This is a genomic window from Variovorax sp. PEI5, from assembly GCF_056679935.1.
Genome location: NZ_CM155257.1, coordinates 599,362 through 619,576 on the forward strand (window position 1 = coordinate 599,362; position 20,215 = coordinate 619,576).

Annotated in this window: 15 protein-coding genes and 2 tRNA genes; 12 read left to right on the plus strand and 5 right to left on the minus strand. The window is 69.3% G+C overall.

Annotated features, from left to right (window positions below; genetic code table 11):
- The first annotated feature begins 68 nt into the window (after positions 1-68).
- The 3 genes from lon (at position 69) to AC1MLT_RS02790 (ending at position 2,778) form a co-directional block, all read left to right on the plus strand.
- Positions 69-2,510, plus strand: a complete 2,442-nt coding sequence (gene lon / locus AC1MLT_RS02780) for an endopeptidase La (protein WP_481033757.1) — start codon at positions 69-71, stop codon at positions 2,508-2,510.
- Positions 2,511-2,571: 61 nt separating this feature from the next.
- A tRNA-Gly gene (locus AC1MLT_RS02785) sits at positions 2,572-2,647 on the plus strand.
- Between the two features lie 57 nt (positions 2,648-2,704).
- A tRNA-Cys gene (locus tag AC1MLT_RS02790) sits at positions 2,705-2,778 on the plus strand.
- An 85-nt stretch (positions 2,779-2,863) separates the two neighbouring features.
- Here the strand turns inward: AC1MLT_RS02790 and AC1MLT_RS02795 are convergent.
- On the minus strand, positions 2,864-4,003 hold the full coding sequence (locus AC1MLT_RS02795; RefSeq protein WP_481033758.1) for a DnaJ C-terminal domain-containing protein: 1,140 nt from the start codon (positions 4,001-4,003) through the stop codon (positions 2,864-2,866).
- Positions 4,004-4,833: 830 nt separating this feature from the next.
- Here AC1MLT_RS02795 and AC1MLT_RS02800 point away from each other — a divergent pair.
- From AC1MLT_RS02800 to mdeB, 4 genes are all read left to right on the plus strand, one after another.
- On the plus strand, positions 4,834-7,308 hold the full coding sequence (locus tag AC1MLT_RS02800; RefSeq protein ID WP_481033759.1) for an ATP-dependent DNA helicase: 2,475 nt from the start codon (positions 4,834-4,836) through the stop codon (positions 7,306-7,308).
- A gap of 143 nt (positions 7,309-7,451) precedes the next feature.
- Positions 7,452-8,090 (plus strand): DUF6806 family protein, encoded by a 639-nt coding sequence (locus tag AC1MLT_RS02805; protein ID WP_481033760.1) that lies wholly within the window; start codon positions 7,452-7,454, stop codon positions 8,088-8,090.
- Between the two features lie 22 nt (positions 8,091-8,112).
- A complete protein-coding gene (locus AC1MLT_RS02810; protein ID WP_481033761.1) occupies positions 8,113-9,462 on the plus strand; it encodes an MFS transporter in 1,350 nt (449 codons plus the stop codon).
- A gap of 91 nt (positions 9,463-9,553) precedes the next feature.
- A complete protein-coding gene (mdeB, locus tag AC1MLT_RS02815) occupies positions 9,554-12,223 on the plus strand; it encodes an alpha-ketoglutarate dehydrogenase (protein WP_481033762.1) in 2,670 nt (889 codons plus the stop codon).
- A 21-nt stretch (positions 12,224-12,244) separates the two neighbouring features.
- Here mdeB and AC1MLT_RS02820 read toward each other — a convergent pair whose 3' ends face one another.
- Positions 12,245-12,664: a BLUF domain-containing protein gene (locus AC1MLT_RS02820; protein ID WP_481033763.1), complete on the minus strand. Its 420-nt coding sequence runs from the start codon at positions 12,662-12,664 to the stop codon at positions 12,245-12,247.
- Positions 12,665-12,855: 191 nt separating this feature from the next.
- Between AC1MLT_RS02820 and AC1MLT_RS02825 the strand changes: the two genes are divergently transcribed.
- Genes AC1MLT_RS02825 through AC1MLT_RS02845 form a run of 5 tightly spaced genes read left to right on the plus strand, consistent with a single transcriptional unit; the run spans position 12,856 to position 16,982 of the window.
- Complete coding sequence (locus tag AC1MLT_RS02825; RefSeq protein WP_481033764.1) at positions 12,856-13,740, plus strand: TauD/TfdA dioxygenase family protein; 885 nt, start codon at positions 12,856-12,858, stop codon at positions 13,738-13,740.
- A gap of 11 nt (positions 13,741-13,751) precedes the next feature.
- A complete protein-coding gene (locus AC1MLT_RS02830) occupies positions 13,752-14,780 on the plus strand; it encodes an ABC transporter substrate-binding protein (protein ID WP_481033765.1) in 1,029 nt (342 codons plus the stop codon).
- Complete coding sequence (locus tag AC1MLT_RS02835) at positions 14,780-15,718, plus strand: ABC transporter ATP-binding protein (protein ID WP_481033766.1); 939 nt, start codon at positions 14,780-14,782, stop codon at positions 15,716-15,718. The genes AC1MLT_RS02830 and AC1MLT_RS02835 overlap by 1 nt, the downstream gene beginning before the upstream one ends.
- A complete protein-coding gene (locus AC1MLT_RS02840) occupies positions 15,715-16,584 on the plus strand; it encodes an ABC transporter permease (protein WP_481033767.1) in 870 nt (289 codons plus the stop codon). The genes AC1MLT_RS02835 and AC1MLT_RS02840 overlap by 4 nt, the downstream gene beginning before the upstream one ends.
- A 17-nt stretch (positions 16,585-16,601) precedes the next feature.
- Positions 16,602-16,982, plus strand: coding sequence for a VOC family protein (locus AC1MLT_RS02845; protein ID WP_481033768.1), 381 nt, complete (start codon positions 16,602-16,604; stop codon positions 16,980-16,982).
- Positions 16,983-16,991: 9 nt separating this feature from the next.
- On the opposite strand, the gene AC1MLT_RS02850 is transcribed toward AC1MLT_RS02845, so the two are convergent.
- From AC1MLT_RS02850 to AC1MLT_RS02860, 3 genes are read right to left on the minus strand one after another with little or no spacing between them, the layout of a single operon-like run.
- A complete protein-coding gene (locus AC1MLT_RS02850) occupies positions 16,992-17,759 on the minus strand; it encodes a PA3715 family protein (protein ID WP_481033769.1) in 768 nt (255 codons plus the stop codon).
- Positions 17,756-18,574 carry a glutamate racemase gene (gene murI / locus AC1MLT_RS02855; protein WP_481033770.1) on the minus strand — a complete coding sequence of 273 codons (819 nt, stop codon included), beginning with the start codon at positions 18,572-18,574 and terminating at the stop codon, positions 17,756-17,758. Before murI ends, AC1MLT_RS02850 begins: the two co-directional genes overlap by 4 nt.
- Complete coding sequence (locus AC1MLT_RS02860; RefSeq protein WP_481033771.1) at positions 18,571-20,124, minus strand: fumarate hydratase; 1,554 nt, start codon at positions 20,122-20,124, stop codon at positions 18,571-18,573. The genes murI and AC1MLT_RS02860 overlap by 4 nt, the downstream gene beginning before the upstream one ends.
- Positions 20,125-20,215 lie beyond the last annotated feature (91 nt).

Genomic DNA, 20,215 nt, shown 5'->3' on the forward strand with positions numbered 1-20,215 from the left:
AACGCGCCGTCCGGGCTTGAAATGCGGACGGCGCGTTCCATCTTTGCATGATCACTTCGAGGATTCGCATGTCCGGTCACACTCCCTTGCCACCCGACGCCATCGACCTGCCGCTCTTGCCGCTGCGCGATGTCGTCGTGTTTCCCCACATGGTGATTCCGCTGTTCGTCGGCCGGCCCAAGAGCATCAAGGCGCTCGAACTGGCCATGGAAGCCGAGCGACGCATCATGCTGGTGGCGCAGAAAGCCGCCGCCAAGGACGAGCCCGCCGTCGAGGACATGTTCGCCGTCGGCTGCGTCTCGACGATCCTGCAGATGCTCAAGCTGCCCGACGGCACCGTGAAGGTGCTGGTCGAAGGCCAGCAGCGCGCGCGCGTCGATGGCATCCAGGATGCGGAGACCCATTTCACCGCCACCGTCACGCCGGTCGCGGTGGCCGACGCGTTGGCCCAGAAGGGCACCGAGATCGAGGCGTTGCGTCGTGCCGTGATGCAGCAGTTCGATCAGTACGTCAAGCTCAACAAGAAGATCCCGCCCGAGATCCTGACGTCGATCTCCAGCATCGACGATCCCGGTCGGCTGGCCGACACGATCGCCGCCCACCTGCCGCTCAAGCTCGACAGCAAGCAGTCCGTGCTCGATCTGGACGATGTCAAGGCGCGACTGGAGAACCTGTTCGGCCAGCTCGAACGCGAGGTCGACATCCTGAACGTCGACAAGAAGATCCGTGGCCGCGTCAAGCGCCAGATGGAGAAGAACCAGCGCGACTTCTATCTGAACGAGCAGGTCAAGGCGATCCAGAAGGAACTGGGCGAGGGCGAGGATGGCGCGGACATCGAGGAGATCGAGAAGAAGATCAAGCTCGCCAAGATGCCCAAGGACGCGCTCAAGAAGGCCGAGGGCGAGCTGAAGAAGCTCAAGCTGATGTCCCCGATGTCGGCCGAGGCCACGGTGGTGCGCAACTACATCGACGTCCTGATCGGCCTGCCCTGGAGCAAGAAGACCAAGATCAAGCACGACCTCGCCAATGCCGAGGCGGTGCTCAACGAGGACCACTACGGTCTCGACAAGGTCAAGGACCGCATCCTGGAATACCTCGCGGTGCAACAGCGCGTGGACAAGGTCAAGGCACCGATCCTGTGCCTGGTGGGCCCGCCCGGCGTCGGCAAGACCTCGCTCGGCCAGTCGATCGCCAAGGCGACCGGTCGCAAGTACACCCGCATGGCGCTCGGCGGCATGCGCGACGAGGCGGAGATCCGGGGCCACCGCCGCACGTACATCGGCGCGCTGCCAGGCAAGGTGCTGCAGAGCCTAAACAAGGTCGGCACGCGCAATCCGTTGTTCCTGCTCGACGAGATCGACAAGCTGGGCACCGACTTCCGTGGCGATCCGTCGAGCGCGCTGCTCGAAGTGCTCGACCCGGAGCAGAACCACACCTTCGGCGACCACTACGTCGAGGTCGACTTCGACCTCAGCGACGTCATGTTCGTGGCGACGTCGAATTCGATGAACATCCCGCCCGCGTTGCTGGACCGGATGGAAGTCATCCGGCTGGCCGGCTACACCGAGGACGAGAAGACGCACATCGCGCTGAAGTACCTGCTGCCCAAGCAGATGCAGAACAACGGTGTGAAGGAGGAGGAGCTCCTCATCACCGAGGAAGCCGTGCGCGACATCGTGCGCTACTACACGCGGGAGGCCGGTGTGCGCTCGCTCGAGCGCGAGCTCTCGAAGATCTGCCGCAAGGTCGTGAAGGGACTGCTGCTCAAGAAGATGACGCCCAAGGTCATCGTCGACGGTGCCAATCTCAACGAGTTCCTGGGTGTGCGCAAGTACACCTTCGGTCTGGCGGAGAAGCAGAACCAGGTCGGTCAGGTGGTGGGCCTCGCCTGGACCGAGGTCGGTGGCGACCTGCTGACGATCGAGGCCGTCGTCATGCCCGGCAAGGGAGTGATCAGCCGCACCGGCTCGCTCGGCGACGTCATGAAGGAATCGGTCGAGGCGGCCCGCACGGTGGTGCGCAGCCGCGCGCATCGGCTGGGCATCCGCGACGACATCTTCGAGAAGCGCGACATCCACATCCACGTGCCCGATGGCGCCACGCCCAAGGATGGCCCGAGTGCCGGCGCCGCCATGACGACGGCCTTCGTCTCGGCCCTGACGGGCATCCCGGTGCGTGGCGATGTCGCCATGACGGGCGAGATCACCTTGCGCGGCGAGGTCACCGCGATCGGCGGCCTGAAGGAGAAGCTGCTGGCCGCCCTGCGCGGTGGCATCCGCACGGTGCTGATCCCGGAGGAGAACGCCAAGGATCTGCAGGACATCCCGGAGAACGTGAAGAACGGTCTGGAGATCATCCCGGTGAAGTGGATCGACAAGGTGCTGGAGATCGCACTGGAGAAGGCGCCGACGCCCTTGTCCGACGAGGAAGTGGCGGCATCGGCCGCGGCCGTGGCCGAGCTGTCGCGCCAGCGCGCGGCCCAGCCGCCCGAAGGTTCGATCAAGCATTGAGGAAGTGATCGGCTCGCTTGCGGGACCTCGAAAAACTAGTATATAATTCGAGGCTCGATACGCGGGATTAGCTCAGTTGGTAGAGCGCAACCTTGCCAAGGTTGAGGTCGAGAGTTCGAGTCTCTTATCCCGCTCCAGATCCGAAAAAGGGAAGCCCAGGCTTCCCTTTTTTTCGATTGATTCAGATCAGACGTGGCGCGATAGCAAAGCGGTTATGCAACGGATTGCAAATCCGTCTAGCCCGGTTCGACTCCGGGTCGCGCCTCCACTCCATTCGACGTAGATCGATGTTCATGATGCCCCGCACCGTCGGGGCATTTTTTTGTCCGTCGCCGCCATCGTCTCCTGGCGGATCAGGCGGCCGGTCGATCCTTCTCCCAGGCGCGCACGGCGCGGTTCCAGTCCCGCAGGCGCGGGTCGACGGCCTCGCCATCGGCGCCCAGACCGGTGGCGGTGAGCTGGTCGAGCAGGATCTGCTGGTCGATGCTCAGCTGCGGCGGGAACACCGGCGTCAGCGTGACGACCTGATCGCCACGCGAGCCCTGACGCTGCATCGGGAAGCCCTGTCCGGGGAGGCGATAGGACAGTTGATCGCGACGCAGGGCAATGCTCTGGAAGCCGGACACCGTCGGCACCCTCAGGGGCCGGTTGCCGATCCAGGCGAAGCCATCGACCGGCATCTCGCAATGGATCGTGCCATCGTCCTCGAGCCTGAAGAGCGGGTGGGGCTCCACCTCGACGCGGATCTCGACATCGGCATTCGGGCCGGCGGCACGCATGCGTCGCCCGTCCACATGCAGCAGATCGCCATCGCGCACGCCATGCGGGATCCGCACGCTGATGCGGTAGTTGCGCGGTGGCAGCTTGCCGGCGCCATCGCAGCGATCGCAGACGACCCGTCCGCTGCCGCTGCCATCGCAGGCTTCGCAGGCCGTGGCGGCACCGGCCGACCAGCCGAAGAACGATCGCTTCTGCAGCACGCCCGATCCCCCGCAGGGAACGCAACGGCCACTGCGCATGACGGAGCCCGCGCCGGCACAGGCGGTACAGGTGTCCGTCACCTTGCCGCGCAGCACCTTGATGCAGCCCGCCGCGGCTTCCTCGAGCGTCAGCCGGATCTTGCGGCGCAGCAGCCGGCGGGTGGCGGCCGCGTCGTTCGCCGGATCGGGGTCGGCCGGTCCGGCCTGGGCCGTCGACGCCATGTCGGGTGCTTCGGGCGCCTCCGGTGCCTCCGGTGCCTCGGATGCGGGAGCGGAGGCGGTGGCCTCGGGAGCCGGTCGCGCCGGCCCGGCGGCGGCGGGTCGGGCGGCGAAGCCGGTGCGCCGGATCTGTTCGAACGCCTGATTGATGCGCTGCATCCGGGCACTCGCATCGGCACTGCCGTTGCGGTCGGGATGCCACTGCGAGGCGAGGCGGCGCCAGGCGGCCTTGACCTCGCGCTCGGTCGCGTCCGATGCCAGTCCCAGTTCGGCGAAAGCGTTGTCGGTAACCAAGATCCTGCAACCTCATCCGAGGACGCCACCCATGGCGGGAGCTCGTGGACGTGGCGGCCTTCTGCCGTGAATCTTATGTCAGCCGCGTCGGAGGGCGGCCACGGAAGGCTCCAATGCCGGTCGATCCGATGACACCGCCGATTCCCGGGCCACGGTCTGCCGGAGTGGGCGGGGCCGGGTGGTATTCTCATGGGCTCAGCATCCGGCGGCCCGCAGGCGGCCGCCGGTCTGCCCGAGTGGTGAAATCGGTAGACACAAGGGACTTGAAGCAATTTGAGCCCTCCGGTGGAAACATCGGAGATGAAACCCGTCAAATTCGGTGAACGCCCTGGTGGCCCGTGCGCGATGTCCATCGCGCCGCGAGGCCACCGAGCCAACGCCGAGCCAAGCCGGGGCGCGCCATTTCGATGGCATCCCCGGAAGGTGTAGAGAGCAGACGGCGGGCACCTACAGCCGCGAGGCCAGGGTGAAGGCGTGCTCCAGACCACGAACAGCGACTCGCGCGCTGGCGGCGAAAGTCGAAGTGGCAGGAAAATCCCTCGACTTCGCGGTCGTGCCGGTTCGATTCCGGCCTCGGGCACCAACACGACGAATGCCGTTCCGGCTCAGCAGATCCTGCTGGACCGGCGCGGCATTCCTCCTGGTGGACCGCCGTGCCCTCGGAATCGCGACGAACGCGTGCTCACATCGATGACGGGCTGGCGTGGGCCGGTCACCCCGACATGCCCCGCCTGGCACCCGCCAGGCAAGGCGAAGCTAAGATATGGGTTTCCATCCAGTGCCGCAGCAGCCACTGGCATCGGTCCGACCTCTCCCTCCTGACCACCCTCATGGTCGACACTCCTTCCGACGATGCCGTCCCGCCCACCGGGCCGTTCGGGCCGCCCCCCGCGCTGCGGGTGTCGGTCCGCGCGCTGTGCGAGTTCGGCGCCAAGGCGGGCGACCTGGATTTCCGCTTCGCGCCCGCGCCGACCGCCCAGGAGGGCATCGCCGGCCATCGATGGGTGCAGGGCCGGCGTGGTCCGACCTACCAGAGCGAGGTCGCGCTCGCCGCGGGATTCGAGGGCCTGTGGGTCCGGGGCCGTGCGGATGGCTTCGAGGCCGCCGGGGACACCGACACCGGCTGCGCGCGCGTCGAGGAGATCAAGACCTTCCGGGGCGATTTCGATGCCATCCGGCAGAACCACCGCGCATTGCACCTGGCGCAGGCGCGCACCTATGGTTGGCTGCTGTGCGAGAAGCACGATCTGGCGGAGATCGACGTGGCGCTGGTCTACCTCGACATCGCCACCAACGAGGAGACGGTGGTCGAGACGCGCTGCCAGCGCGATGCGTTGCGCGCCGACTTCGAGGCCCTGTGCCGGCGCTTCATGCGGTGGGCCCTGCAGGAAGGCCGGCACCGGAGCGATCTGGCCCGCGCGCTGGACGGCCTCGCGTTCCCGCATGCGGGCTTCCGCGCCGGCCAGCGCGAACTCGCCGAGAGCGTGTATCGGGCGGCATCCTCGCGCCGCTGCCTGATCGCGCAGGCGCCCACGGGCATCGGCAAGACCGTCGCCACCATCTTCCCGCTGCTGCGGGGCTGGACCGCGCAGCGGACCGACAAGCTGTTCTTCCTCACCGCCAAGACGTCGGGCCGTGGCGTCGCCCTCGAGGCGCTCGATCTGCTGACGCGTCCGGTCGCGGCGGTGCCATTGCGCGTGGTCGAACTGGCGGCGCGCGAGAAGGTCTGCGAATACCCGGGCCGGGCCTGCAACGGCGAGGCCTGCCCCCTGGCGCGCGGTTTCTACGACCGCCTGCCCGCCGCGCGCGACCAGGCCGTCGCGAGCGCCCGCCTCACGGTGGCAGCGACGCGCGAGATCGCCCGCTCGCATGCGGTGTGCCCGTATTTCCTGGCGCAGGAGATGGTGCGCTGGGCCGACGTGGTGGTGGCCGACTACAACTACTACTTCGACACCAGCGCGTTCCTCTTCGCGCTGACCCGGCAGGAGGACTGGAGGGTCGCGGTGCTGGTCGACGAGGCGCACAACCTGCTCGACCGCGCGCGGAGCATGTATTCGGCCGAATTGCGCGCCGGCGACATCGAGGCGGCGCGCCTGCTGGCACCGGCGGGCGTGCGCCCGGTGGTGGAGCGGGTCCGGCGCGAGTGGCGGGCCCTGCAGAAGTCGCAGGCGGCCGGGTACGTGGCGCGGGACGAGGTGCCCGAAGGCCTGCACGACGCCCTCAAGGAGGCCGTCGCGGTGCTGGCGGATCACTTCTCGTCGCCGGCGGCGGCATCCTCGGCGCCCGCAGCGACATTGCCGCTGCCGGGGGCCTCCGAGGCGGCCGACGGGGCCGCGCCGGTGGCGATCGCGCAGGGGCCGCTGCAGCGCTTCTTCTTCGATGCCCTGCATTTCACCCGCCTGTGCGCTGGCGCGCTGGCGGGCCATTCGATCTTCGAGAGCCTCCTCGGCCCGGACCAGGGCGCGGACGCCCATGCCATCGCGGTGCGCAATCTCGTGCCGGCGCCGTTCCTCAAGGCACGCTTCGCCGGCTCCATGACCACCGTGTGCTTCTCCGGCACCATCGCGCCGTTCGCGTTCTACCGCGACATGCTCGGGCTGCCCGACGATGCCGGCGAGCTCGACGTGGCGTCGCCGTTCCACCCGGCGCAGCTCGAGGTGCGCATCGCCGCCGATCTGTCGACGCGCTTGCGCGACCGGGCGCGCTCGATGCAGCGGCTGGTCGATCTGGTGGCCGAGCAGTTCGGGCGGCGCCCGGGCAACTACCTGGTGTTCCTCAGCAGCTTCGAGTTCCTGGCCGACGCCCATGCGCACTTCACGCGCCGGCATCCGGCGATCCCGACCTGGACCCAGTCGGCCAGCATGCGCGAGGCCGAGCGCGATGCCTTCGTGGCGCGCTTCCGGGCCGGCGGCCGCGGCATCGGTTTCGCGGTGCTCGGTGGCGCGTTCGGCGAGGGCGTCGATCTTCCCGGCGAGCGCCTGATCGGCGCATTCGTCGCCAGCCTCGGCCTGCCGCAGCACGATGCCCGCAACGAAGCCATGCGCGAGCGCATCGAGGCACGCTTCGGCGACGGCTATGCCTACACCTATCTCTATCCCGGCCTGCGCAAGGTGGTGCAGGCCGCCGGCCGCGTGATCCGCACCGAGGACGACACCGGCGTGCTGTTCCTGCTCGACGACCGCTTCGCGCAACCCGCCGTGCGGCGCCTGCTGCCGCCGTGGTGGCGGGTGGAGATCGTCGATGGGCGCCGGCCGCAGGAAACGGTCGCTGCGACGTCCGCGCGCCCGCTGTCGGAAAACCCCTGAAGATGCCCGCCGATGGCGTGGGCAAGCCATTCGGCCGCCCTGCGGGAAGGCCGGGGCTGCGGGTATCATCGACTTCAATTGCCCGTCGCAGATCCGTTTTCGTCGTGGTCCCGGGCATCCCGAAACATCCCTGGAGCCCTCCCATGCCACGCTACAACGCTCCATTCGAAATCCACGTCCACGGCGACGTGCCGCTGCGCTCCGACGTCACCTTCGCCCAGATCCAGGAAGCGCTCAAACCCTTGTGGACCTATGCCGGCGCGCGGTCGCTGGCCGATGGCGCCGCCAGTTCCTACGAAGAGGAGCCCGGCCTGCGCTTCGACGCCAAGGAGCACCTGCTCCAGATGTGCTGGACCGTGGCCGGCGACGAGGACTTCCGCCAGGAGCTCGACGAGATGTGCATGGCGCTCAACGAACTGGCCGAGCAGGGCGCGGCCATCGAGATCACCTTCTACGACACCGACTACGACGAGGACGAGGGCGATGCCGAGGACGAGTCGCGCGACGACTTCGTGATGCTGTTCGTCGGCCCCAATCCGGCGGCCATCATGCAGGTCCAGCGCGACCTGCTGGTCGAGGACGTGGTCAACCTGATGGAGCGCCACTTCGACGGCGCCGAACTCGGCGGCGTCGTCGCCGAGATCGACAAGCTCTTCGGCGAGCGCTTCGACGCGCTGGTCAATTCGCTCGAGATCGGCAAGCGCCCGCGCGGCAGCGGCGGCTCGGGCGGACCGGGCGCCGGTGGCCATGGCGGCGGTCGTCGGCCGCGCCACCTCCACTGATCCACCCGCGCCGGAGACGGCCTTGAGCCTGTTCCCCGCATCGGCGTTGCGCCCCGGCGTGCGTCGCGCCGATGTCTTCGGCTGGGCGATGTACGACTTCGCCAATTCCGGCTACACGACGGTCGTCATCACGGCGGTCTATGCGGCCTATTTCGTCGGCGGCATCGCGCGTGGCGCGCCCTGGGCGACCTTCGCCTGGACCGCCGCGCTGAGCCTCTCCTATGCGATCGTGATGGTCACGATGCCCGCCATCGGCGCCTGGGCCGACCGGCGCGCCGCCAAGAAGCGGGTGCTGATGATGGCGACGGCCGGCTGCGTCGTCGCCACCGCCGCGCTGGCGCTGACGCCGCGTCTCGCCGGGGCCGGCGGCGACGTGGTGCCCGCGGGCGTGGCGCTGGCCATGGCGCTGCTGGTCCTCTCCAACGTGTGCTACTCGTATGGCGAATCGCTCACCGGTGCGTTCCTGCCGGAGCTGGCCACGGCCGAGGGCATGGGCAAGGTCAGCGGCTGGGGCTGGGGCTTCGGCTACTTCGGCGGCATGCTGGCCCTGGGCCTCTGCCTGGGCTATGTGCTGTGGGCCCAGGGGCGCGGATTGCCGGCGGCGCATTTCGTGCCGGTCACGATGCTGCTGACGGCGGCCTTCTATGGCGCCGCCGCCTGCGTCACCTTCGCGCTGCTGCCCGAACGCGCGCGGCCCGCGACGCAGCGCGCGGCCGACGATGCCGAGCCGGCCTGGGCGCGACTGCGGCGGACCTTCCGCCAGGCGCGCCGGCATCGCGACTTCATGTGGCTGCTGACCTGCACGGTGTGCTACCAGGCCGGCGTGGCCGTGGCGATCACGCTGGCGGCGATCTATGCCGAGCAGGTGATCGGCTTCGTGCCGCACGAGACGATGACCCTGATCTTCGTGCTCAATCTCGCGGCGGCGGCGGGCGCCTTCGCCTTCGGCTACCTGCAGGATTCGCTGGGTCACCGGCGCGCGCTGTCGATCACGCTGGTCGCCTGGATCGCGGTCTGCGTGATCGCGGCGATGGCGCGCGGCAAGGGCGATTTCTGGTGGGCGGCGGTGATCGCGGGATTGGCGATGGGATCGAGCCAGTCGGCCGGCCGCGCCATGACTGGCTGGCTCGCGCCACCGCGGCAGTCCGGGGAGTTCTTCGGCCTCTGGACCTTCGCCACGCGCCTGGCGAGCATCGTCGGACCGCTGAGCTATGGCGCCATCACCTGGGCGACCGGCGGCAACCAGCGCATCGCCATCGTGGCCACCAGCGTGTTCTTCGTCGGTGGCCTGCTGCTGCTGATTCCCATCGACATGCGGCGCGGGCGGGCGCTGGCGCTGCGCGACGAGCCGGTCGCGTCGGCGCTCGCCTGAGGCACGGGGCGGCGCCCGCCGGCGCCACGTCCGCAAGTCCGCATGTCAGGGTGTGCATCGAACGACATCACAACCTCGAGAGACAGTCCCCATGAATGCTGCCCTTCCTTCTGCCGCCACCGCCACCGTCGCCGTTCCGGAGGACGCGTCCCGCGAGGCGATGCCCGACATCGACCCGGTCGAGACCGCCGAGTGGCGCGATGCCTTCCTGGCGCTGGCCGACTCGCATGGACCGGCGCGCGCGCGCGCCATGCTCGACGAGCTGGCCCGCCTGGCGCGGCGCCAGCGCATCGGCTGGCAGCCCGAACTCGCGACGCCCTATGTCAACACCATCGCCGCCGAGGACCAGCCGGCGTTCCCCGGCGACCTGGCGATGGAAGAGCGCCTGGGCTCGCTGATGCGCTGGAACGCGCTGGCGATGGTGGTGCGCGCCAACCAGGCCTATGGCGAGCTCGGCGGCCACATCGCCAGCTACGCCAGCGCGGCCGACCTGTTCGAGGTCGGCTTCAACCACTTCTTCCATGCCCGCGGCGACGCGCATGGCGGCGACCTGGTGTTCTTCCAGCCGCACAGCGCGCCGGGCGTCTATGCCCGCGCCTTCCTCGAGGGCCGGCTCGGCGAGGACGACCTGCTGCACTACCGCCAGGAACTCACCGCCCCGGCCGCCGCCAGCGCCGACGGCAGCGGCGCGCGCGGACTGTGCAGCTATCCGCACCCCTACCTGATGCCGGACTTCTGGCAGTTCCCCACCGGCTCGATGGGACTCGGCCCGATCAGCTCGATCTACCACGCGCGCTTCATGCGCTACCTCACCGACCGCCAGCTGCTCGACTGCGCGCCCCGCAAGGTCTGGGGCGTCTTCGGCGATGGCGAGATGGACGAGCCCGAATCGATGAGCGCCTTGACCCTGGCCGCGCGCGAGAAGCTCGACAATCTGGTGTGGGTGGTCAACTGCAACCTGCAGCGCCTGGACGGCCCGGTGCGCGGCAACGGCCGCATCATCGACGAGCTGGAGCGGCTCTTCGCCGGCGCCGGCTGGAACGTCATCAAGCTGGTCTGGGGCAGCGACTGGGACGGCCTGTTCGCGCGCGATGCGACCGGCGCCCTGGCGCGCGCGCTCGGCGACACCGTCGACGGCCAGATGCAGACCTTCGCGGCCAAGGACGGCCGCTTCAACCGCGACACCTTCTTCGGCCAGAACGCCGAACTCGCGCGCCTGGTGCAGGGCCTGACCGACGAGCAGATCGACCGCCTGAAGCGCGGTGGCCACGACCTGGTGAAGATCCACGCCGCCTATGCGGCGGCGGCGGCCCATCGCGGCCAACCCACCGTGATCCTGGCCCACACCAAGAAGGGCTATGGCATGGGTGCCGGCCAGGGCCGCATGACCACGCACTCGCACAAGAAGTTCGAGAGCGCCGACCTGATCGGTTTCCGCAACCGCTTCGACCTGCCGCTGTCCGATGAGCAGGCGACCTCGCTGTCGTTCTACAAGCCCGCCGACGACAGCCTGGAGATGCGCTACCTCAAGGCCCACCGCGCCGCGCTCGGCGGCTCGCTGCCCCGGCGCGAGACCGCGTGCGAGGTCGTTCCCGTGCCCGGTCTGCCCGCCTACGCGAAGTTCGCGCTGGAGGCCGAGGGCAAGGACATGAGCACCACCATGGCCTTCGTGCGGCTGCTGGGGGCTCTCCTCAAGGACCCGGCGCTGGGCCCGCGCGTGGTGCCCATCGTGGCCGACGAGGCGCGCACCTTCGGCATGGCCAACCTGTTCAAGCAGGTCGGCATCTACTCGAGCGTCGGGCAGCGCTATTCGCCCGAGGACATCGATTCGATCCTGAGCTACCGCGAGGCCATCGACGGCCAGATCCTGGAGGAGGGCATCAGCGAGGCCGGCGCCATCGCCAGCTGGACGGCGGCGGCCACCAGCTACAGCGTGCACGGCCTGGCCATGCTGCCGTTCTACATCTACTACTCGATGTTCGGCTTCCAGCGCGTGGGTGACGCCATCTGGGCCGCCGCCGACCAGCGCGCCCGGGGCTTCCTGATGGGTGCCACATCGGGGCGCACCACGCTCGGGGGCGAGGGCCTGCAGCACCAGGACGGCAGCAGCCACCTGGTGGCCGCGACCATTCCCAACTGCAAGGCCTACGACCCGGCCTTCGCCGGCGAGATGGCCGTCATCGTCGATGCCGGCATGCGCGAGATGCTGGTCGAGCAGCGCGACGTCTTCTACTACGTCACCCTGATGAACGAGAACTATGCCCAGCCGAGCCTGCCCCCCGAGATGCATGGCGACGTGCTGCGCGGGTGCTATCGCTTCGGGCGCTTCGGCGCGGTCGATGGGGCCGAGGGCCCGGCGCGGGTCACGCTGATGGGCTCGGGCGCGATCCTGACCGAGGTCGTCAAGGCGGCGCGGCAGCTCGCCCAGGAGGGTGTCGCCGTCGAGGTCTTCAGCGTCACGAGCTGGAGCGAACTCGCGCGCGATGGTGTCGCCTGCGAGCAGGCCGCATTGCGCGGCGAGCCGGCCGGGCGGCCGTTCATCGCGCGCCAGCTCGCCGCCGGCGCCGGGCCGATCGTCGCCGCCACCGACTATGTGCGCGCCGTGCCGGAGAGCGTACGTGCCTGGCTGCCCGAGGGCCGGCGCTACCTGACCCTGGGCACCGACGGCTTCGGTCGCAGCGACACGCGCGCGGCGTTGCGCGGGTTCTTCGGCGTCGACGCGGCCAGCATCGTCCGCGCCGCACGGCATGCGATGGGCTGAGGCGCCGGGCGCCGCCCGGACTCAGGGCACGAAATTCCAGTCGGCCGAGCGCGTCATGGCGCGCACCAGCGGCGCGGCGGTGGAAGGGTCGCCGGCGAAGAGGTCGAGATGGGTGCCGGGCGAGAAGCTGCGGAAGATCGCCTTGGTGCGCTCGTCCCATTCGAGGACGGCCATCGACCAGGAGGGGTAGGCGCGCTGCGGGATGGCACGCTGGTCGAGGATCGTCGCATGGCGATGCCGGGTGTCGCGACGGATGCTGTCGAACAGGTGCATCACGCTGGCCTCCTCGCCCTCGAGGTGCTGCATGTAGGTGCCATCGAGCAGACAGAGGACGCCCGTGATGCCCAGGGCGGGGTTGTGGGTGCGCGACCACTCGAGGATGCCGGCAATGTCCTGCAAGCACGACTCGCGTGCGTGACTGACGTAGATGAGACGGTGCATGCGATCGATCGGTGAGGAGCGAACGTGATGATTGTCCTTACTTATTGCATCCAGAGCTTTCGGAGATGCTTTTAGGTTCAGTTTCTTATAAGCAATCAATGAATCAATCGTTCGTTCCGGGAGAGACGCATCCTAGAGTGTGGAATCCCTCGCCGCATGCATGTCGGCCAAATTCCCATGAGGACGTTCGAATGACCGCCGTTTCCATTTCCCCGCCCGTTTCCCAGACCTTCGAGATCGTCCCGTTCGACGCCCCGGTCGGTGCCGAGATCATCGGCCTGGACATCTCGCGACCGCTCTGCGAGTCCGACTTCGCGCGCATCCATCGCGCGCACCTCGACCACCACGTGCTGGTCTTCCGCGACCAGCGGGTCTCGCCCGACGACCACGTCGAGTTCAGCCGCCGCTTCGGCGAACTCGAGATCCACGTGCTGCACCAGTTCCAGTTGCCCCGCCATCCGGAGATCCTGATCGTCTCCAACATCCTGGAGAACGGCCAGCCGATCGGCCTGGGCGACGCCGGCGTCTACTGGCACTCCGACATCTCGTACAAGCCCAAGCCGAGCCTGGGCTCGCTGCTGCATGCGCAGGAACTGCCCGCCGAGGGTGGCGACACGCTCTTCGCCGACCAGCACCTGGCCTGGGAAGCACTGAGTCCGGAATTGCAGCGGCGCATCCTGCCACTGAAGGCCGAGCACAGCTACCTCGCCAAGTACGAGGAACTGCGGGCGAAGAATCCGTGGCGTCCGAAGCTCTCGCAGGCGCAGATCGACCAGGTCGCGCCGGCCGTGCATCCGGTGGTGCGCACGCATCCGGAGACCGGGCGCAAGGCCCTGTTCGTCAGCGAGCACTTCACCACCCGCATCGTCGACCTGCCGAAGGAGGAGGGCGACGCCCTGCTGGCCGAACTGTTCGCGCACAGCGTGAGGCCGGAGTTCATCTATCGCCACCAGTGGCGGCCGCACGACCTGGTCTTCTGGGACAACCGCTCGCTGATGCACCTGGCCGCCGGTACGCCGGACCATCTGCGCCGCCGGCTCAACCGCACCACCGTCGTGGGCGACGCGCCGTTCTGACGAGGGCCCACATGAAGTCCCCCTCCATGCATCGGTTCACCCGCCGCGCCGCGGCCACCCTCGTCGGGCTGGGTCTCCTGGCCGGCAGCCTCGCCGCCCAGGCGGCCGAGGGCCAGATCCGCATCGCCCGCCAATTCGGCATCGTCTACCTGCTGCTGGACGTGGCGCAGGAGCAGAAGCTGGTGGAGAAGCACGCCAAGGCCGCCGGCATCGACGCCAAGGTCGAGTGGCTGCAGCTCTCGGGCGGCTCGGCCGTCAACGACGCGCTGCTGTCCGGCAACATCGACATCGCCGGCGCCGGCGTCGGCCCGCTGCTGACCTTGTGGGACCGCACCAAGGGCCGGCAGGACGTCCGGGGCGTGGCCTCGCTGGGCAACTTTCCTTACTACCTGGTGAGCACCAACCCGGCCGTGAAGACGATCGCCGACTTCACCGCCAAGGACCGCATCGCGGTGCCGGCGGTGGGGGTGTCGGTGCAGTCGCGCGTGCTGCAGATGGCCTCGGCCAAGGTCTGGGGCGACAAGGAATTCGCCCGGCTCGACAAGTCCAGCGTGGCGCTGCCGCATCCCGATGCCGCCGCCGCGATCATCAAGGGCGGCACCGAGATCAATGCCCACTTCGGCAATCCGCCGTTCCAGGAGCAGGAGCTGGCCGGCAATCCGCAGGCGCACGTGGTGCTGAGCTCCTACGACGTGCTCGGCGGGCCGGCCTCGGCGACCGTGCTCTACGCGACCGGGAAATACCGCGACACCCATCCGAAGACCTACAAGGCCTTCGTCGAGGCGCTCGACGAGGCGGCGCGCTTCGTCACCGCCAACCCCGAGAAGGCGGCCGACATCTACCTGAAGGCCGGCAACGCGCGCATCGATCGCGAGCTGCTGCTCAAGATCATCCGCAGCCCCGAGGTCCAGTTCAAGACCGCGCCGCAGAACACCTTCGCGCTGGCCGAGTTCATGCATCGCGTGGGCGCGATCAAGAACAAGCCGGCTTCGGCGAAGGACTACTTCTTCGACGACGCCCACAACGCGGGAGGGAACTGATGGGCCGCGCCGCCGTGTTCCCCGCCGTGGCCGGGCTCGACTCCTTCGCGCGGCGGGAGAAGGTGGGGGCGACGGGCGTGCCGTCGTCGTCCGCGCCGACGGACCTCGCCCCGACCCCCTCCGGCGAGCGGGCGCCGGACCCCCACCGGCCCGAGGCACTCCTGCAGGTCGACGGCGTCAGCCTCGAGTACCGCACGCCCGAGCGCGTGGTGCGCGCCACGCACCGGGTCGGCTTCGATGTCTTCGAAGCCGATCGCTTCGTGCTGCTGGGTCCGTCGGGCTGCGGCAAGTCGACCCTGCTGAAGGCCATCGGCGGCTTCATCGCGCCGGTCGAGGGCAGCATCCGCCTGGACGGCCGCGCCGTCACCGCGCCGGGCCCGGACCGCATCGTCGTGTTCCAGGAGTTCGACCAGCTGCCGCCGTGGAAGACCGTGAAGGAGAACGTGATGTTCCCGTTGCGCGCCTCCGGGACCCTGGGACGCCGCGAGGCGGCCGAGCGGGCGCTGCACTACCTCGCCAAGGTCGGACTGGACAAGTTCGCCGACGTCCATCCGCACCAGCTCTCCGGCGGCATGAAGCAGCGCGTGGCGATCGCCCGCGCGCTGGCCATGCAGCCGCGCGTGCTGCTGATGGACGAGCCCTTCGCCACGCTCGACGCCCTCACGCGTCGCCGGATGCAGGAGGAGCTGCTGGCGCTGTGGGACGAGGTGCGCTTCACCCTGCTGTTCGTCACGCATTCGATCGAGGAGGCCCTGGTGGTGGGCAACCGCATCGCCCTGCTGTCGCCCCATCCCGGGCGCATGCGCGCCGAGATCAACAGCCACGCCTTCGACCTCGCCAGCCAGGGCGGCGTCGAGTTCCAGGCCACGGCGCAACGCATCCACCGCATGCTGTTCGAGGAGGAGGCCGCCGCTCCCCGGGCCGCCACGACCGCATGAACACGCTCACGCCCCCCGTCCGTCCCGAATACGAACGCCAGCTCCAGCCCTTCACCGACGGACCGGTCGAGCGCTCGCTGCCCCTGGCCACGCGCGTGGCCTCGCAGGCCTGGCTGCGCAAGGCACTGATCCTGGTGGTGCTGGCGGCCCTGTGGGAAGCGGCCGCGCGCTGGCAGGACAACGACCTGCTGCTGCCGACCTTCCTCGCCACCGCGCGCGCGCTGGTCGCGGGCCTGGCCTCGGGCGAGCTGATCGACAAGGTCGCCATCTCGCTGGGCATCCTGCTGCAGGGCTACCTGGCGGGCGTGCTGCTGGCCTTCGCCCTGACGACCTTGGCGGTGTCCACGCGCATCGGCCGCGACATCCTCGACACGCTGACATCGATGTTCAACCCGCTGCCGGCCATCGCATTGCTGCCACTGGCGCTGCTGTGGTTCGGACTCGGCCGCGGCAGCCTGGTGTTCGTGCTCGTCCATTCGGTGCTCTGGCCATTGGCGCTCAACACCTACGCCGGCTTCCAGGGCGTGCCCGAGACCCTGCGCATGGCCGGGCGCAACTACGGCCTGCGCGGCCTGCCGTTCGTGCTGCAGATCCTGGTGCCGGCGGCGCTGCCGGCGATCCTGTCGGGCCTGAAGATCGGCTGGGCCTTCGCCTGGCGCACGCTGATCGCGGCCGAGCTGGTGTTCGGCGCGTCGTCGGGGCAGGGCGGGCTGGGCTGGTACATCTTCCAGAACCGCAATGAGCTCTACACCGATCGCGTCTTCGCCGGCCTGGCGATGGTGGTGCTGATCGGCCTGCTGGTCGAGAGCCTGGGTTTCGCGACGCTGGAGCGCCTGACCGTGCGAAAGTGGGGGCAGCAACGCTGAACGAGGAGACCCCCGCCATGATCGACCACCTGGACCATATCGTCCTCACCACCACCGACGAAGCCGCCTGCCTGCGCTTCTATGTCGACGGCCTGGGCATGACGCTGGAGAACTTCGGCCAGGGCCGCAAGGCACTGCGCTTCGGCGATCAGAAGATCAACCTGCACGTCAAGGGCCACGAGTTCGAACCCAAGGCGCACCTGCCGGTGCCCGGCGCGCTGGACCTGTGCTTCATCGCCAGCGTGCCGCTCGACGAGGTCGTGAAGCGCCTGGCGGCGCGCGGCCTGTCGATCATCGAGGGCCCGGTGGCGCGCACGGGCGCGGTGTCGCGGATCCGTTCGGTGTACCTGCGCGATCCCGACCTGAACCTGATCGAGATCTCCGAACCCGTCGCCTGAGACTCGCGATCAGGGCATCGCGCCATCGGTCACGCGATAGCGCCTGCCGTCGAAACGCAACGTGGTCGAGCGGGAGGTGATGGGCTGTTCGTGGGTCACGCATTCCTCGCCCTGCAGCGTCGAGCGGCTGCGCGACAGGGTCTGGTGGAGCGTCAGGTCGGCGCGGCCGTTGCTCGCGCCGCGCGCGACCGACACATTGCCGCGCAGGGCCTGGAAGTTTCCGCCGCAGTCGCCGTCCCGGACGCCACGCTCCACGGTGACCTCCACGCCGTCCAGGACCTTGTCGAGCTGCATGCCTTGTGGCTGCGGCACGTACAGGGCCAGTCGGTCGCTCTCATAGGAGTCGGCGCGCGAGGTGCCACGCACCAGCGTGCGCACGCCGAAGGCCTTGGTGTCCGGAGCCAGGGTGTAGCGGGCACCATCGATGCGCAGCGCGGCGATGGTGCGGTCGTCCTCCACCACCAGCGCGCGCGGCTCGAACAGGCGGCTGACGATGCGGGCGCGCTCGGTGTTGCCGTTGTCGGCCTGCTGCACGACCAGCACGTCGAGGTCGTATTCGGTGATGTCGGGATCGGTGGACGGACGCGCCAGGGGCAGCAGCACGATGTAGCGGCCCAGCATGCCGCGCCAGGGCTCGCAGACGGCGCGCTCGTGGTCGAGCGTGCGCTGGGGATGCAGCTTGCCGTGCATGCGCTCGGCCAGGCCGGTGTCGCAGGCCGCGTGGGCGGCGACGCAGCCACCCGCCAGCAGCACGGCCGCCAGGCCGGCGCGGATCATCCGCGCGACCCCGGCAGCCAGCGGATGGCGGCGGCGCGCAGCGCGGCCGGGTCGCCCGTTCCCATGAGCCGCACGCCGCCACGGCCAGTGGCGGCGCCATCCGCGTCGCCGGCCGGCGCCAGCGTGCCGGCGGCCGCCAGCAGCCGCCGCGTCTGCAGCGCCACCGGCACGCCGGTCTCGATGAAGCGCACGTCGTCGCCGGTGTGGCGGCGCAACTCGGCGGCGACGAAGGGATAGTGCGTGCAGCCCAGCACCAATGTGTCGATCTCGCCGGGCCGGATGCCGAAGCGGCCGGCCTGCGCCACATAGCGCGCGCACAGCTCGGCGATGCGGCCGGGCTCGCCATCCTCGATGGCATGCGCCAGGCCATCGCAGGCGACGATGCTGAACTCGGCCTGCGCCGCGAAGCCCTCGCGCAGCAGCTCGAACTTGCGGCTGGTCACGGTGCCGCGCGTGGCCAGCACGGCGATGCGGCCGGTGCGCGAGGCCGCCACGGCCGGCTTGAGCGCCGGCTCGACGCCCACCAGCGGGAAGCCCGGCAGCTCGGCGCGCAGCAGGTGGATGGCCGCCGCCGTGGCGGTGTTGCAGGCCACCACCAGCGCCTTGATGCGCTCGCCCTCGATCAGCCCGGCCGCGACGGCCCGCGTGCGTTCCACCACGTAGTCCGCGCCGCGCTCGCCATAGGGCGCGTGGCCGGTGTCGGCGAAATAGACGAAGTCCTCTGCCGGCAGCTCGGCCCGCAGCGCGGCCAGCACGCTCAGGCCGCCGATGCCGCTGTCGAACACGCCGATCGGGCGCCGGTTGCCAGGACTCAAGCGGTCTCCAGCACGATCGTCTTGAGCTCGCCCGAGGCGATGCGCCGCTGCCACTCGGCCGGGCCGGTGATGTGCACGCTGGTGCCGCCGGCGTCCACCGCCACGGTCACCGGCATGTCGACGACGTCGAACTCGTAGATCGCCTCCATGCCCAGGTCGGCGAAGCCCACCACGCGGGCATTCCTGATCGCCTTGCTGACCAGGTAGGCGGCGCCGCCGACGGCCATCAGGTAGGCGCTCTGGTGCTTCTTGATGGCCTCGATGGCGATCGGGCCGCGTTCGGCCTTGCCGATCATGGCGATCAGGCCGGTCTGCGCCAGCATCATCTCGGTGAAGCCGTCCATGCGGGTGGCGGTGGTCGGGCCGGCGGGGCCGACGGCCTCGCCCTGGACCGGATCGACCGGGCCGACGTAGTAGATGACGCGGTTGGTGAAGTCGACCGGCAGCGGCTCGCCCTTGGCCAGCATGCCGGCGATGCGCTTGTGCGCGGCATCGCGGCCGGTGAGCATCCTGCCGTTGAGCAGCAGGGTGTCGCCGGGCTTCCAGCTCGCCACCTCGGCCGGGGTCAGGGTGTCGAGGTCGACCTTCCTGCTCTTGTTGTAGTCGGGTGCCCAGTCGACGTCGGGCCAGAGGTCGAGCGAGGGCGGCGTGAGGTAGACCGCGCCGCTGCCGTCGAGCGTGAAGTGCGCGTGGCGGGTCGCCGCGCAGTTGGGGATCATGGCCACCGGCTTGCTCGCCGCGTGCGTCGGATACATCTGGATCTTGACGTCCAGCACCGTCGACAGGCCGCCCAGGCCCTGGGCGCCGATGCCCAGGGCATTGACCTTCTCGTAGAGCTCGATGCGCAGCGCCTCGACATCGGTGAGGGCGGCGCCCGAGGCCTTCTTGGCCTGCAGCTCGTGCATGTCGAGGTCGTCCATCAGGCTCTCCTTGGCCATCAGCGCCGCCTTCTCGGCCGTGCCGCCGATGCCGATGCCCAGCATGCCCGGCGGACACCAGCCCGCGCCCATCGTCGGCACCGTCTTGAGCACCCAGTCGACGATGCTGTCGCCGGGGTTGAGCATCGCCAGCTTGCTCTTGTTCTCGCTGCCGCCGCCCTTGGCCGCGACCGTGACCTCGACCGTGTCGCCCGGCACGATCTGCGTGAAGATCACCGCCGGCGTGTTGTCGCCGGTGTTCTTGCGCGCGAACTGCGGGTCGGCCACGACCGAGGCGCGCAGCGTGTTGTCCGGATGGTTGTAGGCGCGGCGCACGCCCTCGTTGATGGCGTCGTCCAGGCTGCCGGTGAAGCCGCCCCAACGCACGTCCATGCCCACCTTGAGGAACACGTTCACGATGCCGGTGTCCTGGCAGATCGGGCGCTGGCCGGTGGCGCTCATCTTGCTGTTGGTCAGGATCTGCGCGATGGCGTCCTTGGCCGCCGGGCTCTGCTCGCGCTCGTAGGCGCGCGCGAGGTGGGCGATGTAGTCGGCCGGGTGGTAGTAGCTGATGTACTGGAGCGCGGCGGCGACCGATTCGATCAGGTCGGCCTGCTGGATGGTGGTGGTCATGGACGTCGTTCGTGGGGTTGGAAGCGGGACGCAGATGCGAGTCGTTCTTGTCCTGGCTATGCTGTCAGGCTCTTCGGTGCCCGGATTGCAT